Below are 17535 nucleotides of genomic sequence, written 5' to 3' on the forward strand. Positions count from 1 at the left end.
TTACTTTCCTAACTCTTCATATTTTAATTTAGATTTATCTTGTTCACCATTAATAAAAATAGTAGGTGTACCTTGAACAAGAACTTCCTCTCCCATAGAAACATCTTCAAAAATTTCATCACTTATATTTTTTGAATTAATATCTTTTTTTGTATATGAAGTTTTGAATATTTTATTAAAAGAAGAAATAATAACATCTTCATTTTGTTCTTTTGAAGAAAATTCCTCATCCCAATAAACAGAATAAACTCTTTCTTCAATATTTTTTATTCCATCTTCTTTTGCTTTAACCATTAGTTTTACTAAAGGTACTGCTGCTGGGTGAATTCTACTTAAAGGAAAATGATAATAATAAAGTGCAATTTTATCTTCATATTTTTTTACATGTTTTATTACATCTGGAACAAAATCCATACAAAAAGGACATAAAGGATCTGAAAAAATTACAATTTTATCTTTTGCTTTTGAGTTACCTGCAATAAGTTTTTCTTCATCATAATATTTTCTTGTTAAAGAAGGAGTCATCAAATCCTTATAAGAATCTCCACTTTTTATATCAAAAAGTTCTGTAGCTACAATTTCACCATTAGAAAATAATATATCTTTTGCTTTGACATCTTTTCCTGCCATTTTTACATTAACATCAATAATATATCCGTACCAATTTTTATTAGGTATTTGCTTTTTCATATTTACTGATAAATCAACTATTTCAATTCTTGAATTTTTTGAAAATCTATTTTTTTCAAAATCTAAGACTTTTTTATCCAACTCATTTGCACTTAAAGAAAGTGAAATAAACGTTATTAACATAATAAGTTTAAAATACATTGTTACACCTTTTTTTAAATTAAAAATATGATTATATTAAACTAAGACTTAAGTAGTTTTAATTTCTTGTTTTAACAGTAATCTTTTTTACATGTAATAATTCTTTTGCTCTATCTAACATTGGAGAATTTAAAATATCATTTAGTTCTAATTCTTTTTGAGAAGGGCTTGGATTTGCTGTTTTTTGCATATCTGCAACACAACCTGAACCAAGTTCAACATCTTCTAGCATAGAACTACTTTGAGAAGAGTTATCTTCTTTATTCTCTAAATTTTCCTCTTTTTTCTCTATTTTATCTTGAGGAGGGATCTTCCTTTATAAATTCAATTTCAATATCTTGTCCAAAAATATCATAAATAAATAATTTAATCACTCCATAATGTTTTAAAAGAAATTTTCTTTCATCTCCTTGAGCATATGAACTTATTTTTAAACTTTTATTTTCAAAAGACTTATATACAAAATTTCTTTCAAAAAGTTCTCCTAATTGGACATCTCTTTCATATACTTTATTTATTAAAGTTTCATATACATCTTTACTTGGGTCATAAGGTTCAGAAATAATCTCTTCTTCAGCCTCTTCAAGTTCTTCAATATTATTTTCTTCAGTAGAAGTAGTTGATTCAAGATTAATGTTTGATTCTTGAAGATTATTAAGTTCAGTATCTTCTTGTTTTAAAGTTGATTCTTCTTTTTTATTATTATCTTCTAAATTTATTTCTTCATCAAATGGTGTGGCAAACTCATCAAAGGGAGTCGAAAAATCATTTTCTTGCTCTTGTACTTCTTTTTCAATTGTTTCAATTGGAGCTACAGTTTCAATTGCATCTATAGAATCTAAAGATATATTATTCTCATTTTCTACATTAATTTCTTTTTCTTCTTCTAAAGAAGAAATTGAAGGCTTAGCATCATTATATGTATTATTCACATCATTATTTGCATGTTCTAATACTTTATTAACTGATATAGCCTCTTTCATAGCAGGTTTAACTTCAATATCTTCAACTTGATTAATTATTTCATCAATTGATTTTAAATTTGTTGCTTCAATCATTTTTGATAAAGTTAAAATCAAAACAAAAAGTCCATCAGAATTCAATGATAATAAATGTTTTGCATCACTTAAAATTCTAAAAAATCTATCAAAAAGTAATAAGTCAAATTTAGCATCTTTTTCAAGCATTTTTTGTCTTAGATAAATTGTCATTTCATCACATACTTGTGATATCTCATAATTTTCTAACTCTTTGACTAAAGAAGTTACATCTTCTTTTTTTAAGATTGTTTCAAATAATTTCTCCATTAATTCAGGCTCTATAAGTCCTAACATATCCACTACTGCAGACACTGTTATTTTTCCTTTTGAAAAAATAATTGCTTGGTCTAATAAAGTAAGAGTATCTCTTAAACTTCCTTGCCCACTTCTTGTTAAGATTTCTAAAGCAGCTGTTTCAAATTCTATATTTTCTTCATTTAAAATATGAGATAAATGGTGCATTACATCAGAGTTTGCTATTTTATTAAATCTAAAATGTTGAGTTCTACTCAAAATTGTTGCAGGTAATTTTAAAGGGTCAGTTGTAGCTAAAATAAACTTTACAAAGCCAGGAGGTTCTTCTAAAGTTTTTAATAAAGCATTAAAAGCTTGTGTTGTAAGCATATGAACCTCATCGATTATAAAAACTTTAAATCTTGCAGAACTTGGTTTATACTTTGTATGTTCAATCAAGTCCTTAATATCATCAATACCTCTATTTGATGCAGCATCCATTTCAATAATATCTAAATGCCTATAAGCATTTGCACTTTTACAGTTTTCACATACTTCACATGGTTTTGAAGTTGGTCCATTTGAACATAATAAAGCTTTTGCCATAATTCTAGCAGTTGAAGTTTTACCACTTCCTCTAAGTCCAGAAAAAAGATAAGCATGAGATAATCTATTTGAATCTAATGCCAATGATAGAGTTTGAGAAATTGTGCTTTGACCGACTAAATCTTCAAATCTTCTAGGTCTATATTTTAAAGCTAAAACTTTCTTTTCTATCATTTCATTTTCACTCATTATTTTCCTTTATTTCAATTTTCTCACATTTCACTTTTGGCCCTAAAACTATATTGACCATACTTGTATTTAACTTGCCAGTATAATATATATTTACTTTAAAATCTGTACTTCTAATCAAATCCAATTTTCTAGATAATTCTTCAAGTCTTTTGGCTATTGCTTCACCAGTATGAATAATATTTACCTTATCCAAAATTTTTCTAATATTATGTTCAATTATTGGATAATGTGTACAACCTAATACAATAGTATCTATACTTTTATCTTTCATAGGTAACAACCAGCCTTCTAACATTTTTATAGTTTGAACATCATCTATTAAGCCTAACTCTATTTGTTCAACCAAGCCAGGGCAAGACTGCGAATAAATATTACTACAGCTATTAATACAAAGAGAATTTAATAAATTTTTATATTTTTGTCCCTTTATTGTTGCGTTGGTAGCTAGGACACCTATATTACCCGTTTTAGTTAAAGACAATGCCGGCTTTACACCAGGTTCTATTCCTATAATTATTAAATTTTTAAACTCTTCTCTTAAATAACTTATTGCAGCTGATGTAGCAGTATTACAAGCTACAACTAAAGCATCTATGTTATGATTTTTTATTAAATACTTAGTAATATCTTTACTAAATTTTAATATCTCTTCTTCTGTTTTTTCTCCATAAGGAGCATTTTTTGTATCTGCTATATAGTTGATTTCTACATTTTTAAATTTATTAGCAATCTCTTTTACAACAGTCAGACCACCAAGTCCTGAATCAAAAATACCAATTCTCAAATTGAACCTTTTATAAAAAAGTGATTTTAGCATAAGTATTTATATAAGCATATTAGTTTATAATATTTTATGTTTAAACATTTTCATCCTTATAAACCTTATTTAAATAAAGATACAAAAAAAATTATAGTTGGAACTTTACCTCCTCCAAGATTCTGTAATAAAGAGTTCAAAAAAGAAGATGTTAATTTTTGTTATGGTTCAAAAGACAATCTTTTATGGCAAGTTCTTGATAAAGTTTTTAATTTAGATTTATTATTTAATAATAGTAAAGATGCTGTAGTTCAAAGAAAAAACTTTTTAGATAATAATCAAATTGGTATTTGTGATATAGTTGATTCATGTGAAAGGTCAAAAATTGATGCAAGTGATTTAGGTATGGAAAATATTGTTTTGAGGGATATGCTTTATTATCTAAAAGAATATAAAAATATTGATACTTTAATATTTACAGGAGGAAACTCAAAAAATGGTCCAGAATTTTTTTTAAGAAAGATATTAAAAAAACAAGATATTAAATTTGAACTTATAGATAATGAAATTCCTAAACTACATAAATTTTATTTTGAAAATAGAGAATTCAAAACTATTTCATTAACTTCTCCATCAAATGCTGCAAATAGATATATAGGTTCAAATAAGTTATATAAAGAAAGAAAAGAAGAGAATAAAAAATACACAACTTTTGATTTTAGAATGGAACAATACTCAAAAGTGTTTAAAGAAAATATATAAAAAGGAGGAAACTCCTTTTTATATTTAGAAAGCTTCTACAATAGAACCTTTATATTTTTTAGCAATAAAATCTTTAATCTCTTTAGAGTTTAATACTTCATTTAAAGCTTTAACATAATCTTTATTTTCATTTCCTTCTTTTACTACTAAAATATTAGCATATGGAGAGTCTTTTGATTCAATAATTAAAGCATCTTTTAAAGGATTTAATTCCGCAGCTAAAGCATAATTTGTATTAATAATTGCTCCATCAACTTCATCTAAAACTCTTGGTAATTGAGGGGCATCTAATTCCTTAATTTTAAGATTCTTTGGATTTTCTATGATATCAAGTGCTGTTTTAAATTGTGCATCTTTAAACTTAAGTAAGCCTTGTTTAACTAAGATATTTAAAGCTCTTGTTTCATTTGTTGGATCATTAGGAACAGCAATTGTTGCACCATCTTCTAACTCATCTAAAGATTTAATTTTTTTAGAATATAAACCCATTGGTTCTAAGTGAACATTTACAGTTTTAACTAATTTTGTATTTTTAGAATTGTTAAACTCATTTAAATATGGAGTATGTTGAAAAAAGTTTGCATCTAGTTCACCTTCATCAACTGCAATATTTGGAGTAACATAATCAGTAAATTCAACTATCTCTAAATCATAACCTTTTTCTTTTAAAAGGGGTTTTACAACCTCTAAAATCTCAACATGAGGAACTGGAGTAGCTCCAACTTTAATTACTGTTTTCTTAGGTTCTGTTTTAACCTCTTCTTTTTTCTCTTCTTTTGTGCACGCAGTTAAACCTAATGCAAGAGCAACAGCAAACGTAACTTTTAAAATATTTTTAAACATTTTTTTCCTTTATTTTTTAGTAATTTTATATAAATAATCTCCTGCACTTTGACAAATTTGTACAAGTGCAATAAGAATAATAACCGTATAAATCATAGTATCCGTTTGAAATCTGTAATATCCATATTTAATAGCTACATCTCCTAAACCTCCACCACCAACAGCACCAGCCATAGCAGAAAAACCAATAACAGTTATTAAAGTTAATGTAATTGCTGAAATTATACTTGGCATAGCTTCAATTAACATTACTTTAAAAATAATTTGCCAATCACTTGCACCAAAAGATTTTGCTGCTTCTATGACACCTCTATCTACTTCTTTAAAAGCACTTTCAATAAGCCTTGCAATAAAAGGAGCTGCCCCTATTGTAAGGGGAATAATTGCAGCTGTTGTACCAATACTTTTTCCTATTAAAAATTTTGTAAGTGGAAATAAAACAATCATTAAAATAATAAAAGGAAAAGATCTTAAAGTATTTATAACAACATCTAAAACTGTATAAAGTTTTAAATTTTGTCTTAATCCACCTTTTGAACTCAAAATTAAAATAATAGCTAAAAAGAATCCAATGATAACAGCAAAAAAAGTGGCAACAAAAGACATATATATAGTTTCACCCAAAGCTGGAAATAAAATATCAAACATTATAATACCTCCCATACAATATCATGTTCTTTAATATATTCAAGAACTTTTTGTTTCTCTTCTTCTTTTATATTTATCACCATATTTCCAACAATATGGGTATTTATTTCTTCAAGTTTTCCCCATACAATATTAAAATCCATATTTAATTCTCTTGCCATTTTAGTAATAAATGCTTGATAAACATTATCTTTAGGAAAATATAGTTTTATATTTATACCTTTATTAGGTACTACTTCATTTTCCCCTAAAAAATGTTTCATTTTTTCATCAGGCTTTAAAAATAGTTCTTCTGTTACATCCAAACCAATAATATTCCCATGCTCTAATAATAAAGCTTTTTGAGCAATTTGCTTAACTACTTCCATTTCATGAGTTACTAATACAATTGTAATATTTAGTTTTTTATTAATCTCTTTTAAAAGATTTAAAATAGATGTAGTTGTATTTGGATCAAGTGCAGAAGTAGCTTCATCAGAAAGTAAAATATCAGGGTCAAGGGTTAAAGCCCTTGCAATTGCAACTCTTTGTTTTTGTCCACCACTTAATTGACTTGGATAAACATCAATTTTTTCTTCTAAACCAACAAGGTTGACCAACTCTTTTACTTTTTTATTGATCTCTTTTTTTTCATATCCCCAAAGCTCCATAGGAAGTGCTATGTTTTCATATACAGTTTTTCTTTGAATTAATGAGAAGTGTTGAAAAATCATTCCAATATCTTTTCTAAACTCTCTTAATTGTTCTTTGCTCAAATTTTTTATTTCTTTATTATGTACTTTTAAAGAACCTTCACTATAAACTTCAAGTCCATTAATACATCTTAAAAGTGTAGATTTCCCTGCTCCACTATGTCCTACAATTGCAAAAATCTCACCTGAATCAATTTCTATTGAAATATTATTTAAGACTTTAGTATCACCATAATATTTATTCAAATTTTTAATATTAATCATAAAATACCCTTATTAATAGCGAATATTATTCAAACTTTTATAAATTTAATGTTAAACAATTATGCAATTTATATCTTTTATTAATCACTAAAACTATCTCTTATTTCTAAAAACTCATCTAAGTTTTCAAAAAATATTTTTATTAATTTAGGATCAAAGTACTTTGAAGATTCTTCTTTTAAAAATTTAAATATTCTTTCATCTTCCCAAGCCTCTTTATAACATCTACTACTACCTAATGCATCAAAAACATCTGCAATTGCAGTTATTCTTCCATAGATATTAATATCACTTCCTTTTAAACCCCTTGGGTAACCTGTACCATCCCATCTTTCATGATGTTCATAAGCAATTGTTGCAGCTGTCTTTAAAAGAGGTCTATTAGAGTTTTTAAGCATCTCATATCCTAGTTGAGCATGAGTTTGCATTATTTTTCTTTCTTCTTCAGTTAAAATATCTGGTTTATTTAAAATACTATCTGGTATAGCTACTTTTCCTATATCATGCATAGGACTTGCTTGTTTTAACATTTCTGATTCTTGTTCATTTAATCCATATTTTAAAGCTAATAACTTTGAATACTCAGCAACTCTTTTTACATGGTTTCCTGTTTCTTCTGACCTTCTTTCTCCAATTGAACCCATAGTAAAGATTATCTCTTTTTGGATTTCTTCAATTTCTTTAGCATCTGTAATATCTTGTCTTACTGCACTAAAACCTACAATTTCTTTATTTTTGTAAATTGGTTCAACTTCTGCTTCAACCCAGTAAAAACTTCCATCTTTTCTTAAGTTTTTAACTTCACCTCTCCAAATTTTTCCACTCTTTATAGTTTCCCACATCTGTTTAAAAACTATTTTTGGCATATCTGGATGTCTTACTATATTATGTGGTTTTCCAATTAATTCCTCCAAAGTATAGCCTGATATTTCACAGAAAGCTTTACTTGCATGGGTAATTATCCCTTTTGAATCTGTTTTTGAAAATATTACATTTTTATCATAGATTTTTAATAAAGATTTCAATTTTTCTTTTTGTTTCTTTATTTTTGAAGTTTTTTTCTCAACATCTTTATTTAATTGCTTTGTATAGTTTCTATTTAAAATATATAAAAATAATAATATTAGAATAATTAGTAAAATGCTAACTTTAATAAAATACTCAACTTTAAAATTATATAAAATTGATTTATCTAGTTTTTCTTTATCAAGGAAGAATATAAAAAATCCCATTTCTCCACCATGCATATTTTTAATTTGATCAGTGATTACAATATATTCTTTTAATACTAGTGGTTTTTCTAAATACATAAGTTTTTTTATTCCAATTTTTTCTGCTTTTTCCATAAAAGATTTGGAAGCATTTAAATTAGCTACATAATTATTTTCTATAAAAAGTCCTGTAAAGGGTTTAATAAATCTTTTTGTATAGTTTTCATGTAACACCATTAAAGGTTCAATATTTTGTTCTTTTAATATTTTTGCAATAGAATTAAATTTAGATATCATTTCAATTATACCAAGGAATTTTCCTTTATGAAAAAGTGGAATCATAGTTTTAAAAGTCATATCAAACCTTCCTGTACTAATTCCTTTTATAGGCTTAGGACTTTTAATCATATCAGCAATATCAATTCTTGCACTTGCTGCGTGATCTCCTACTTTGTTGGTCCAACTTCGATAAAAACTATAACCATTTTTATCAATTATTTGTACCCATAAGTTTTTATACTCGCCATACTCTTCTATTTCATCAATTAAATCTCTATAATCTAAACTACTATTATCATTTTTTAATAAAGCATCAATAATTTGTTTATCTTTACTAAGTAAATAAGTAAGACCAAAAGTTCTTCCAAACTTTTTTTTAACTTCATTTCTAAATAATTGTTTTACTTCTTTACTTTTTTTTGTATAAATTTCTTCAGTTAGTTTTTTTATTTCTACTTCATAATAAAACTTGTGTATTAAAATAAATATAAATAAAGCACAAAGTAATATTAGTAAGGTTTTTCGCATCAAATAGCCTAAGGTAAGATAATATTTAATAAGTGAATTTTAACATTCTATAGTTTAAAGCTGTATTGTTGTATAGGAATAAAAGAGAGAAACCTCTCTTTTATTCATTCATAGAGGCAAAAAACTCTTCATTATCTTTCGTTTTTTGCATTTTTGAGTATAAGAATTTTAAAGCTTCTACTTCATCCATTGAAGCAATAGCATTTCTTAAGATCCAAGTTTTTTGTAAAATATCAGGAGTCAATAATAACTCTTCTTTTCTTGTTCCAGATCTAATAATATCTAAAGCAGGATAAACTCTTTTATTTGCAGCATCTCTACTTAATACAACCTCAGAGTTACCAGTTCCTTTAAACTCTTCGAAAATAACTTCATCCATTTTTGAACCAGTTTCAATTAAAGCTGTAGAAATAATAGTTAAAGAACCACCCTCTTCTATATTACGTGCAGCTCCAAAAAATCTTTTTGGTTTATGTAAAGCATTTGCATCTACTCCACCAGAAAGTACTTTTCCAGAACTTGGTGTTACTGTATTATATGCACGAGCTAATCTTGTAATAGAATCAAGTAAAATAACGACATCTTTCTTCATTTCTACAAGTCTCTTTGCTTTTTCAATAACTATTTCTGCAACTCTGACATGATTGTGTGCAGGCAAATCAAAAGTAGAAGAATAAACTTCACCCTTTACTGACCTTTGCATATCTGTTACTTCTTCTGGTCTTTCATCAATTAATAAAACCATAAGATGTGTATCAGGATGATTTCTTGATATTCCATGTGCTAGTTCTTTTAGAAGTTCTGTTTTACCTGTTTTTGGTGGAGCAACAATAAGCCCTCTTTGACCTTTCCCCATAGGAGAAAATAAATCTATCATTCTTCCTGTCATTCTTGTCTGATCATATTCAAAAGAGAATCTATCTGTTGAGAAAAGAGGAGTTAAGTTATCAAATAAAGGTCTATTCTTAGATTGAATGATTGGTAAATAATTGATTGCTTCAATTTTAAGTAAAGCATTATATTTTTCACTTTCTTTATTAGGAGGTCTTACTTGTCCACTTACAATATCACCTGTTCTTAATGCAAATTTTCTAATTTGAGTTGCACTTACATAAGAGTCATTCGAAGTATCTGAGAAATTACCATCTAAAGCTCTTAAAAATCCAAAACCACCATCTTTTATCTCTAATATTCCAGTGAATAATATAAAACCACCTTGGTCAATTTGAGACTTTAAAATATTGAACATTAAATCTTGTCGTTTAAGTTCTTGTGGATTTTCTACTTCTAAATCTTTTGCAATTTTTAAAAGTTCTTCTAAGGGTAACTCCCTTAACTGTTCTATTTTATACCCTTCTACAGGTATATGTGTTCTTGTCTTTTTCCCATTACCATTTGAATTTTTGGCATTTTTGGGCTTAGATTGAGTTTTTGACTCTTCCATGAATATATTTTGCCTTTTTCAGAATTACATATTTAAGTAATGTAGTTTTTGTAGTTATTTTGTATTTTAGGTTTTGTAATTTTAGTGTTTATTTAAAAAAAAGTCAATTAAATAGTATAAATCAAAGCTTAAGGTGAAGATTCACCTTAATTAGCTTTAATAATTTATTATAAATCACCTTCGTGTTTTGCAAGGTAAGAAGCAACACCTTCAGCAGTATCTTTCATACCTTCATCACCTTTATTCCATCCAGCAGGACAAACTTCACCATGTTCATTTGTAAACTGCATTGTATCTACCATTCTAATCATTTCATCAATATTTCTTCCAAGTGGTAAATCATTAATTACAGCATGTCTAACAGTTCCATCTTTATCAATTAAGAAAGATCCTCTTAATGCTACAGATTCACCAAATAATACATCATAATCTTTTGAAATTTGTTTAGAAAGATCTGCAACTAATGGAAATTTAACTCTTCCAATTCCACCATTTTCTACAGGTGTTTCTCTCCAAGCAAAGTGAGAATATTGAGAATCAACAGAACAACCAATTACTTGAATTCCTCTATCTTCAAAATCTTTAATTCTATTAGAGAATGCAATAATTTCAGATGGACAAACGAAAGTAAAATCTAGTGGGTAGAAAAATAATACTGCACCTTTTTCACCAATATTATCATATAAATTAAAATCTTCAACAATTTGACCATCAGCAAGTACTGCTGTTGCTGTAAAATCTGGAGCTTTTTTTGTTACTAACATGTAATTTCCTTTTATTAAAATAAATTTGTGATAACATTATAATACAAGTTTTTTAAAAATTTTACTAAATAAAATATAAATTTACAAATTTAAGAAAACTTTTACTTTAGGAAAATTTTTTTCCTTTGTAAATTATTTTTTTAATGATATCTATTATTGTTTTCATTTATAAAGCCCTTTATATCGTTATTTGAGAATTCTTATTATTTAAAGATAAATTTATATTTACTGTGCTAAAGTTTCTAAAATTTTACTAGGAGCTAACAAATGGCAGTTAAAATTACAGATATTTGCATAAATTGTGATGCATGTTTAGATGAATGTCCAACAGAATCAATTGTTGATAATGATGAAAACCCAACAGGTGAAGATATTTATTATGTAAACCCTGAAACATGTACTGAATGTATTGGTGATAATGATGAACCAGCATGTGCAGAAGCATGTCCTACAGAAGGTTGTATAGTGTGGGATGCAAGAGAAGGAGCATCACATCCAACAAGAGATGGAATGATTGCTGGTGAACCTTGCGTTGAAGACTAAAATATAGTCTAAAACAAGTATCATTACTTACTTAAATATCTTAACAAAAGGTAAGTAGTTTTTTACTACTTGCCTTTTTTTTATTTTTTAGGTATAATCCGCGGCTTAAAAAATAAATGAGGAAAATACCTATGGAACAAACATTATCAATAATTAAACCTGATGCAGTAGCTAAGAACGTAGTTGGTAAAATCTTAGATAGATTTGAATCAAATGGACTTAGAATTGCTGCAACAAAAAAAGTACAGCTTTCAAAAGCAGATGCAGAAGCTTTTTATGCAGTACATGCAGAAAGACCATTCTTTGGAGAATTAGTTGAATTTATGATTTCTGGACCAGTTGTAGTTTCAGTTTTAGAAGGTGAAAATGCAATGGCTAAAAACAGAGATTTAATGGGTGCTACAAACCCTAAAGAAGCAGAAGCTGGAACTATTAGAGCAGACTTTGCAGAATCAATTGATGCAAATGCAGTACACGGTTCAGATTCTTTAGAAAATGCAGCTATTGAAATTAAATTTTTCTTCTCAGATAGAGAAATTTGCTAAGAACTTAAAATTTTCTAATGAAAATTGAATTTAAAAAAGTACCACAGACCCCTAAAACTTTTAGTGCTGAATACGATTCAGTAAAAATTGAAGGTACTTTTTGTAAAATATCGCAATCTTTAGTCAAAATAGACAGCATTTTAAGAGGAGAAGCCTCAATTCAATGTTCAAGATGCGGTGAAGATGATACTATTACTTTAGAGGATGAATTCAATTTCTTGATAAGTGATGGTATTTTCAAGAATGAATCCTCTGAATCAGAAGATTTGATTATAGAAGTTGATAATCATATAATAGACTTTGATAAAATTATTCAAAGTGAGATATCATCTATACGTAGTGACTATCACATTTGTAAAAATTGTATAAATGTAGATTTCGTTGAAAAAGAATATTAAAATAAGGAGAATATTATGGCAGTACCTAAGAGAAGAGTATCACATACTAGAGCAGCAAAAAGAAGAACTCACTATAAAATTACTTTAAAAAGACCAGTTAAAGATAGTGATGGAACTTGGAAAATGCCTCATACGGTAAACCCAAATACTGGTGAATATAAAAGCTAATGCTTAAGATTGCAATTGATGCTATGGGAGGGGACTTCGGTCCTGGACCCATAATAGATGGCTTAATTGCCGCACTTAAAATGAACAATAATTTTACTGCTATTGCAGTAGGAGATAAAAATAAACTCGAAGAATTAATTCCTTCATACTATAAAAATAGAATTGAAATTTTACATACAGAAGATGTAATATCAATGTCTGACTCAGCAACCGATGCACTTAAAAGAAAAGAATCAACAATTTATAAAGCAATTGACCTTGTAAAAGAAGGTTCAGCAGATGCAGTAGTATCAGCTGGTCACTCTGGAGCCTCAATGTCTTTAGCAACACTTAGAATTGGTAGAATTAAAGGTGTTAGTAGACCTGCTATTGCAACCTTAATGCCTACTAGTGAAAATCAAAATACTCTTGTATTAGATGTAGGTGCAAATGTAGATTGTGATGCAAAAAACCTATTTGAATTTGCAGTTATGGGACAAACTTATGTTCGAGATGTTTTGCAAATTGATGAACCACTTGTTGGACTTTTAAGTAATGGGGAAGAAGAGAGTAAAGGAAATGAAGTTACAAAAGAAGCCTATAAGTTAATATCAAAAATTCCTAACTTTGCAGGAAATGTAGAAGGAAGTGATATATTTAAAGGTACAGTTGATGTTGTAGTTTGTGATGGATTTATTGGTAATATTTTACTAAAAACTGCAGAAGGTGTTGCAGATACTATTGGTAAAATTATTAAAAAGAATTTGAAAAGATCACTAATCTCAATTGCTGGTGCAGTTTTAATGAGAAAAGTGTTTAAAAACTTAAAAGTTAGAGTAGATTATGCTGAATATGGAGGTGCTCCATTATTAGGTGTAAAAGCTCCTGTAATTATTGCACATGGGAAATCAAACCCTAAAGCTATTCAAAATGCTATTTTTCAAGCTATTAATAGTGCAAGTTCTAACTTAAACCATGATATTGAGGAAAAACTAAAGCATTACTCTGCTTAAAACCTCTATTAATTTAAGGAATTTTTTATGGCGTATGCAGCATTTAGATCAGTAGGAGCATATATTCCTCCTAAAATAATGACTAATTTTGATTTTGAAAAAATTATAGATACAAGTGATGAATGGATCACTAAAAGAACAGGTATAAAAGAAAGAAGGTTAGCTGAAGAAAATGAAGCTTCTTCTGATTTAGGTACAAGAGCAGCTCAAGTTGCAATTGATAGAGCAAATATTTCTAAAGAAGAAATAGACTTAGTAATATGTGCAACGGTAACACCTGATTATCTTTGTATGCCTTCTACTGCTTGTTTAATTGCGTCAAAATTAGAATTACCAAAAGTTCAAGCTATGGATATAAGTGCTGCTTGTACTGGCTTTGTATATGCTCTTTCTGTTGCAAAAGCTTTTATTGAATCTGGAATGAAAAAAAATGTACTTATTGTAGGTACAGAAAAATATTCTTCAATTTTAGACTATACAGATAGAGGTACTTGTTTTATTTTTGGAGATGGAGCAGGTGCAGCAATTATTTCTGCAACTGATAAAAAAGAAGAAGCAATAGTTGATGTAAACTGTTCTAGTGATGGGAATTATGATGATTTAATTAAAACTCCAGGAGGAGGAAGTAAACATCCTTGTTCACAAGAAGTAGTAGATAATAAAATGGCGTGTATAAGAATGAAAGGTAATGAGACTTTCAAACTAGCTGTAAAAACACTTACTTCTGATGTAAAAGATATGCTAAAAAAACATAATCTTACAAATGAAGATATAAATCACTTTATCCCACATCAAGCTAATTACAGAATTATTAAAGCAGTAGGTGATTCTTTAGGTTTAAATGAGGAGCAAACTGTTGTAACAGTTGATAAGTATGGAAATACTTCAGCAGCTTCAATTCCTATGGCAATGAATTATGCCTATGAGCAAGGTAAAATAAAAGCAGGAGATAACATCTTGTTTGATGCTTTTGGTGCAGGACTTACTTGGGGATCTGCATTATTCCCATTTTCACCAAAAAACTAAAATAGACTTTGTCTATTTTTGTTTCATATTCTTTAATTAATTTCCTTATTAAAAATACTGTACTAAACCCATATAAAATATTGTCCCTAAAAAGATTGAAATAAGATAATTCTTCATAAGTATATGAAGAGAAGCAGTAAATAAAATACTTATAATCTCTTTTGCCCCATAAGGAGATAAAGAGAAGTCAATATCCTTTAAAGTATAAAAAACTAAAATTGTCATAATTGTTGCAGGAAAAAACTTCTCAATAAATTCTAAAGATTTGGGCAAATCATTTTTTGTAAAAAACAAAAAAGGAAAAACTCTAGTCAAGAAATTCACTAAAGCCATTATTATAATTGCTATATATATTTCAAAATTAGTCATTTAAATCAAGCCTTTTTCTAAAAAAGAAAAGTAACAATAAAGAAATAAAAATAGCTACAATAAGCATTTTATCACTTGGTATAAAAATTAAAGCAAAAATAGAAGCAACTGTTCCTACTAAAAAAGGAATTGAATTTTTTAAGTTTTTATACTGCTCAATACATAATACTACGAAAAGTGCAGTTAAAGAAAACTCCAAACCTGCTGTATTAAATTCAATATTAGAACCTATGATTGCCCCTGCTGTAGCACCTACAAACCAATAAATTTGATTCAATGCCGTTAAAAAGAAATAATACCATCTTTTTTTCAATTGTTCATCATCTTTTATTGTAGTTAACAAGGCATAAGTTTCATCTGTTAATCCAAATATTAAATAAGGTTTTAGTTTTCCTGTCTTTCTAAATCTTTTCAATAAAGATAATCCATAAAAAGACTGCCTTAAATTAACAAATAAACTAGCAATTGCTATATCTACAAATCCTGCTTTTACATTGAAAAAATTTATTGCAACAAATTGCAAAGCCCCTGCATAAATAAAAATACTCATTAACGGTGCTAAATACCAGTCATAATTAAAAGAAACTAATAGTAATCCAAAGGCAAAGCCTAAAACAAGGTATCCCATCATAACAGGAATTGAGATCTTAAAAGCAGCCTTTAATTCTCGTTGATATTTCAACTATCGAATCTTTTATTATTTGGATTTCGTTTAAAAATATTTATAGATTTTTCTTTTTTTAACTCTTCATTATACTTGTCAACTGTAGCAACTGAATTTACAAATAATATAGATTCATCTACAACTATTTGAAAAATTGCATGAAAAGGGATTGTCACTGTTGAACCAAAATTTTCACTTCCAAAACCAGCTTCAAAACTAATATGCGTTTCATCTATTTTTATTGTTGTATAGGTATAATTTTTAAGTATAAATAGTGAAAACTTAGCAAGTTGCTCTTTTGTAGCACTTGGTAATTCAGGATTAAAATTCACTGCATCTATATTTGCAGTAAGAGCAAACTCTTCACCTAATTCTACTAAATACTCCATTGTTTCTTTAATTTGTGAACTTACTAATTCTTTATAATTTTCATCTTCTAATATATTATTAATCATTTTTTTATCCTGTATTCAAATTAGTTTGATATTATATCTTATGAAACAAATAATTTTACTTATTCTAATAACAATTATTAACTTAGAAGCAAATAGTATAAAGCTTTCAAAAACTGATATAAAAAAAATTGAGGAGCATCACTCTAGAAATGCTATTTATTTGAGGCTTAAAAAATATATAGAATTAAAAAAGAATATAAAAGATTTTTCAATAGAAAAAAAACTTAATTATGTAAATACTTTTTATAATAAAATTCTTCCAATACAAGATTCACAGAAATATTTAAGTGATGATTATTGGGCTACTCCAAAAGAGTTTATGATTGAAGGTAAAGGTGATTGTGAAGATTATGCTATTGCAAAATATTTTACACTTTTAGAGATTGGTATTAAGAAAGAAAAACTATTTTTAACTATTGTAAAAGTAAAAGGCAAAACAAATTACCATATGGTTTTATCTTATCTTGAAAATAAAAACTCTATACCTTTAATATTAGATAATCTCAGTTTTAAAGTTCTTCCTTTTGATAAAAGAAAAGATTTAATCCCAGAAGTTATATTTAATGAAAAAGAAGCTTTCATATTAAAAAATAAAAAGATTTATAAAAAAGCAAAAATAAACTGGGGAAAAGAAAATAAATGGGAAAAACTTTTAAATAGAGTTTATGAAAAGAATGAATAATCTTCTAAAATATCAAAACCTATCATTGCATTCATAAGAGCTATTTTTCTAGAAAATTTCAACATATTTAAATCAATATCTTTTTCTATGATTTCACCTTCTTTTAAAAGTCTTGCCCTTGTTGTTCCTTTTAACAAAGGTATTTTAGGAGTAAGCCAATTTGTTCCATCAAATATTGCAATATTTGCAATTGAAGTATCTGAAACTAGACCATTTTTTATAATTATAATCTCATCTTTATCTTCTTTTTTCAAAGATAAAGTATCTAAATTACTTCTATCTAAATACTTTTTAGAATACTCTATTTTATCATCAAAAACTATTTTAAAACTGTTTATCTTTTTTTTAGTATATTCAAAATACTGTACATCTAAAACTTCTGATTCATTATAAATTAATTTACATCGATAAAGTCTACTTGAAGGGGGATAAATATACTCCTGTAAATTTAGATTTAAACCTATTGTATTTGTAACTCTTTTTTCATGAAAAGAGAGATTATAAACTTCAGTATCAAAGCATTTTATAGTTTCAAAGTATTCCATATTGTCTATTTATTCCTATTTTTCTAATAATATCAAAATAAATATTTAATTTA

22 protein-coding genes are annotated in these 17535 nt (G+C 27.3%); 8 read left to right on the forward strand and 14 right to left on the reverse strand.

Annotated features, from left to right (window positions below; genetic code table 11):
* From CP965_RS07795 to murI, 4 genes are all read right to left on the reverse strand, one after another.
* Complete coding sequence (locus CP965_RS07795; protein ID WP_129061537.1) at window positions 1-831, reverse strand: DsbA family protein; 831 nt, start codon at window positions 829-831, stop codon at window positions 1-3.
* A gap of 58 nt (window positions 832-889) precedes the next feature.
* Window positions 890-1063: a hypothetical protein gene (locus CP965_RS14120; protein WP_164971005.1), complete on the reverse strand. Its 174-nt coding sequence runs from the start codon at window positions 1061-1063 to the stop codon at window positions 890-892.
* Window positions 1064-1124: 61 nt separating this feature from the next.
* Window positions 1125-2900, reverse strand: coding sequence for a DNA polymerase III subunit gamma/tau (locus tag CP965_RS07800; protein ID WP_129061538.1), 1776 nt, complete (start codon window positions 2898-2900; stop codon window positions 1125-1127).
* Window positions 2893-3687 carry a glutamate racemase gene (gene murI / locus CP965_RS07805; protein ID WP_129061539.1) on the reverse strand — a complete coding sequence of 265 codons (795 nt, stop codon included), beginning with the start codon at window positions 3685-3687 and terminating at the stop codon, window positions 2893-2895. The genes CP965_RS07800 and murI overlap by 8 nt, the downstream gene beginning before the upstream one ends.
* Window positions 3688-3756: 69 nt before the next feature.
* On the opposite strand from murI, the gene CP965_RS07810 reads away from it, so the two are divergent.
* On the forward strand, window positions 3757-4422 hold the full coding sequence (locus CP965_RS07810; RefSeq protein ID WP_129061540.1) for a uracil-DNA glycosylase family protein: 666 nt from the start codon (window positions 3757-3759) through the stop codon (window positions 4420-4422).
* 24 nt (window positions 4423-4446) lie between these two features.
* Here CP965_RS07810 and CP965_RS07815 read toward each other — a convergent pair whose 3' ends face one another.
* The 6 genes from CP965_RS07815 to CP965_RS07840 all read right to left on the reverse strand — a co-directional run bounded on the left by CP965_RS07815 (window position 4447) and on the right by CP965_RS07840 (window position 11095).
* Window positions 4447-5265 (reverse strand): MetQ/NlpA family ABC transporter substrate-binding protein, encoded by an 819-nt coding sequence (locus tag CP965_RS07815; RefSeq protein WP_129061541.1) that lies wholly within the window; start codon window positions 5263-5265, stop codon window positions 4447-4449.
* 9 nt (window positions 5266-5274) lie between these two features.
* Window positions 5275-5928, reverse strand: a complete 654-nt coding sequence (locus CP965_RS07820; protein ID WP_164971006.1) for a methionine ABC transporter permease — start codon at window positions 5926-5928, stop codon at window positions 5275-5277.
* Window positions 5913-6869 carry a methionine ABC transporter ATP-binding protein gene (locus CP965_RS07825; RefSeq protein ID WP_129061543.1) on the reverse strand — a complete coding sequence of 319 codons (957 nt, stop codon included), beginning with the start codon at window positions 6867-6869 and terminating at the stop codon, window positions 5913-5915. Before CP965_RS07825 ends, CP965_RS07820 begins: the two co-directional genes overlap by 16 nt.
* Before the next feature lie 80 nt (window positions 6870-6949).
* Window positions 6950-8887, reverse strand: coding sequence for an HD domain-containing phosphohydrolase (locus CP965_RS07830; protein ID WP_129061544.1), 1938 nt, complete (start codon window positions 8885-8887; stop codon window positions 6950-6952).
* 100 nt (window positions 8888-8987) lie between these two features.
* Window positions 8988-10331 (reverse strand): transcription termination factor Rho, encoded by a 1344-nt coding sequence (gene rho / locus CP965_RS07835; protein WP_129061545.1) that lies wholly within the window; start codon window positions 10329-10331, stop codon window positions 8988-8990.
* 167 nt (window positions 10332-10498) lie between these two features.
* On the reverse strand, window positions 10499-11095 hold the full coding sequence (locus CP965_RS07840; RefSeq protein ID WP_129061546.1) for a peroxiredoxin: 597 nt from the start codon (window positions 11093-11095) through the stop codon (window positions 10499-10501).
* A gap of 267 nt (window positions 11096-11362) precedes the next feature.
* On the opposite strand from CP965_RS07840, the gene CP965_RS07845 reads away from it, so the two are divergent.
* From CP965_RS07845 to CP965_RS07870, 6 genes are all read left to right on the forward strand, one after another.
* Window positions 11363-11638: a 4Fe-4S dicluster domain-containing protein gene (locus tag CP965_RS07845; protein ID WP_129061547.1), complete on the forward strand. Its 276-nt coding sequence runs from the start codon at window positions 11363-11365 to the stop codon at window positions 11636-11638.
* A gap of 131 nt (window positions 11639-11769) precedes the next feature.
* Window positions 11770-12183 (forward strand): nucleoside-diphosphate kinase, encoded by a 414-nt coding sequence (gene ndk / locus CP965_RS07850; protein WP_129061548.1) that lies wholly within the window; start codon window positions 11770-11772, stop codon window positions 12181-12183.
* Window positions 12184-12200: 17 nt separating this feature from the next.
* Complete coding sequence (locus CP965_RS07855; RefSeq protein ID WP_129061549.1) at window positions 12201-12581, forward strand: DUF177 domain-containing protein; 381 nt, start codon at window positions 12201-12203, stop codon at window positions 12579-12581.
* Window positions 12582-12596: 15 nt separating this feature from the next.
* Window positions 12597-12749 (forward strand): 50S ribosomal protein L32, encoded by a 153-nt coding sequence (gene rpmF, locus CP965_RS07860; RefSeq protein WP_101183229.1) that lies wholly within the window; start codon window positions 12597-12599, stop codon window positions 12747-12749.
* Window positions 12749-13741: a phosphate acyltransferase PlsX gene (gene plsX / locus CP965_RS07865; RefSeq protein ID WP_129061550.1), complete on the forward strand. Its 993-nt coding sequence runs from the start codon at window positions 12749-12751 to the stop codon at window positions 13739-13741. The genes rpmF and plsX overlap by 1 nt, the downstream gene beginning before the upstream one ends.
* Before the next feature lie 27 nt (window positions 13742-13768).
* Complete coding sequence (locus CP965_RS07870) at window positions 13769-14767, forward strand: beta-ketoacyl-ACP synthase III (protein WP_129061551.1); 999 nt, start codon at window positions 13769-13771, stop codon at window positions 14765-14767.
* A 48-nt stretch (window positions 14768-14815) separates the two neighbouring features.
* Here the strand turns inward: CP965_RS07870 and CP965_RS07875 are convergent, their stop codons facing one another.
* Genes CP965_RS07875 through CP965_RS07885 form a run of 3 tightly spaced genes read right to left on the reverse strand, consistent with a single transcriptional unit; the run spans window position 14816 to window position 16255 of the window.
* Entirely contained in the window at window positions 14816-15136 is a 321-nt protein-coding gene (locus CP965_RS07875) for a branched-chain amino acid transporter permease (protein ID WP_129061552.1), read from the reverse strand.
* Window positions 15129-15818 carry an AzlC family ABC transporter permease gene (locus CP965_RS07880; RefSeq protein ID WP_206732278.1) on the reverse strand — a complete coding sequence of 230 codons (690 nt, stop codon included), beginning with the start codon at window positions 15816-15818 and terminating at the stop codon, window positions 15129-15131. The genes CP965_RS07875 and CP965_RS07880 overlap by 8 nt, the downstream gene beginning before the upstream one ends.
* The gene (locus CP965_RS07885; protein ID WP_129061553.1) at window positions 15815-16255 is read right to left on the reverse strand and encodes a DarP family protein; all 441 of its coding nucleotides are present in this window, start codon (window positions 16253-16255) and stop codon (window positions 15815-15817) included. Before CP965_RS07885 ends, CP965_RS07880 begins: the two co-directional genes overlap by 4 nt.
* 40 nt (window positions 16256-16295) lie before the next feature.
* On the opposite strand from CP965_RS07885, the gene CP965_RS07890 reads away from it, so the two are divergent.
* The gene (locus CP965_RS07890; RefSeq protein ID WP_129061554.1) at window positions 16296-16937 is read left to right on the forward strand and encodes a transglutaminase-like cysteine peptidase; all 642 of its coding nucleotides are present in this window, start codon (window positions 16296-16298) and stop codon (window positions 16935-16937) included.
* Here the strand turns inward: CP965_RS07890 and CP965_RS07895 are convergent.
* Window positions 16919-17482, reverse strand: a complete 564-nt coding sequence (locus CP965_RS07895) for an aminotransferase class IV family protein (RefSeq protein WP_164971007.1) — start codon at window positions 17480-17482, stop codon at window positions 16919-16921. The two genes, CP965_RS07890 and CP965_RS07895, sit on opposite strands and share 19 nt — an antisense overlap.
* Window positions 17483-17535 lie beyond the last annotated feature (53 nt).

The organism is Halarcobacter mediterraneus (assembly GCF_004116625.1).
In the GTDB taxonomy this organism is placed as follows: Bacteria; Campylobacterota; Campylobacteria; order Campylobacterales; family Arcobacteraceae; genus Halarcobacter; species Halarcobacter mediterraneus.

Bases quoted from the DNA above. Each gene is read 5' to 3' on its own strand.
- CP965_RS07870 (WP_129061551.1), top strand. From the start codon at position 13,769: ATGGCGTATGCAGCATTTAGATCAGTAGGAGCATATATTCCTCCTAAA.
- CP965_RS07830 (WP_129061544.1), bottom strand. From the start codon at position 8,887: ATGCGAAAAACCTTACTAATATTACTTTGTGCTTTATTTATATTTATT.
- CP965_RS07820 (WP_164971006.1), bottom strand. From the start codon at position 5,928: ATGGGAGGTATTATAATGTTTGATATTTTATTTCCAGCTTTGGGTGAA.
- CP965_RS07855 (WP_129061549.1), top strand. From the start codon at position 12,201: ATGAAAATTGAATTTAAAAAAGTACCACAGACCCCTAAAACTTTTAGT.
- CP965_RS07840 (WP_129061546.1), bottom strand. From the start codon at position 11,095: ATGTTAGTAACAAAAAAAGCTCCAGATTTTACAGCAACAGCAGTACTT.
- CP965_RS14120 (WP_164971005.1), bottom strand. From the start codon at position 1,063: ATGCTAGAAGATGTTGAACTTGGTTCAGGTTGTGTTGCAGATATGCAA.
- CP965_RS07895 (WP_164971007.1), bottom strand. From the start codon at position 17,482: ATGGAATACTTTGAAACTATAAAATGCTTTGATACTGAAGTTTATAAT.
- CP965_RS07825 (WP_129061543.1), bottom strand. From the start codon at position 6,869: ATGATTAATATTAAAAATTTGAATAAATATTATGGTGATACTAAAGTC.
- CP965_RS07875 (WP_129061552.1), bottom strand. From the start codon at position 15,136: ATGACTAATTTTGAAATATATATAGCAATTATAATAATGGCTTTAGTG.
- rpmF (WP_101183229.1), top strand. From the start codon at position 12,597: ATGGCAGTACCTAAGAGAAGAGTATCACATACTAGAGCAGCAAAAAGA.
- CP965_RS07890 (WP_129061554.1), top strand. From the start codon at position 16,296: ATGAAACAAATAATTTTACTTATTCTAATAACAATTATTAACTTAGAA.
- CP965_RS07815 (WP_129061541.1), bottom strand. From the start codon at position 5,265: ATGTTTAAAAATATTTTAAAAGTTACGTTTGCTGTTGCTCTTGCATTA.
- ndk (WP_129061548.1), top strand. From the start codon at position 11,770: ATGGAACAAACATTATCAATAATTAAACCTGATGCAGTAGCTAAGAAC.
- CP965_RS07800 (WP_129061538.1), bottom strand. From the start codon at position 2,900: ATGAGTGAAAATGAAATGATAGAAAAGAAAGTTTTAGCTTTAAAATAT.
- CP965_RS07845 (WP_129061547.1), top strand. From the start codon at position 11,363: ATGGCAGTTAAAATTACAGATATTTGCATAAATTGTGATGCATGTTTA.
- plsX (WP_129061550.1), top strand. From the start codon at position 12,749: ATGCTTAAGATTGCAATTGATGCTATGGGAGGGGACTTCGGTCCTGGA.
- rho (WP_129061545.1), bottom strand. From the start codon at position 10,331: ATGGAAGAGTCAAAAACTCAATCTAAGCCCAAAAATGCCAAAAATTCA.
- CP965_RS07810 (WP_129061540.1), top strand. From the start codon at position 3,757: ATGTTTAAACATTTTCATCCTTATAAACCTTATTTAAATAAAGATACA.
- CP965_RS07885 (WP_129061553.1), bottom strand. From the start codon at position 16,255: ATGATTAATAATATATTAGAAGATGAAAATTATAAAGAATTAGTAAGT.
- CP965_RS07795 (WP_129061537.1), bottom strand. From the start codon at position 831: ATGTATTTTAAACTTATTATGTTAATAACGTTTATTTCACTTTCTTTA.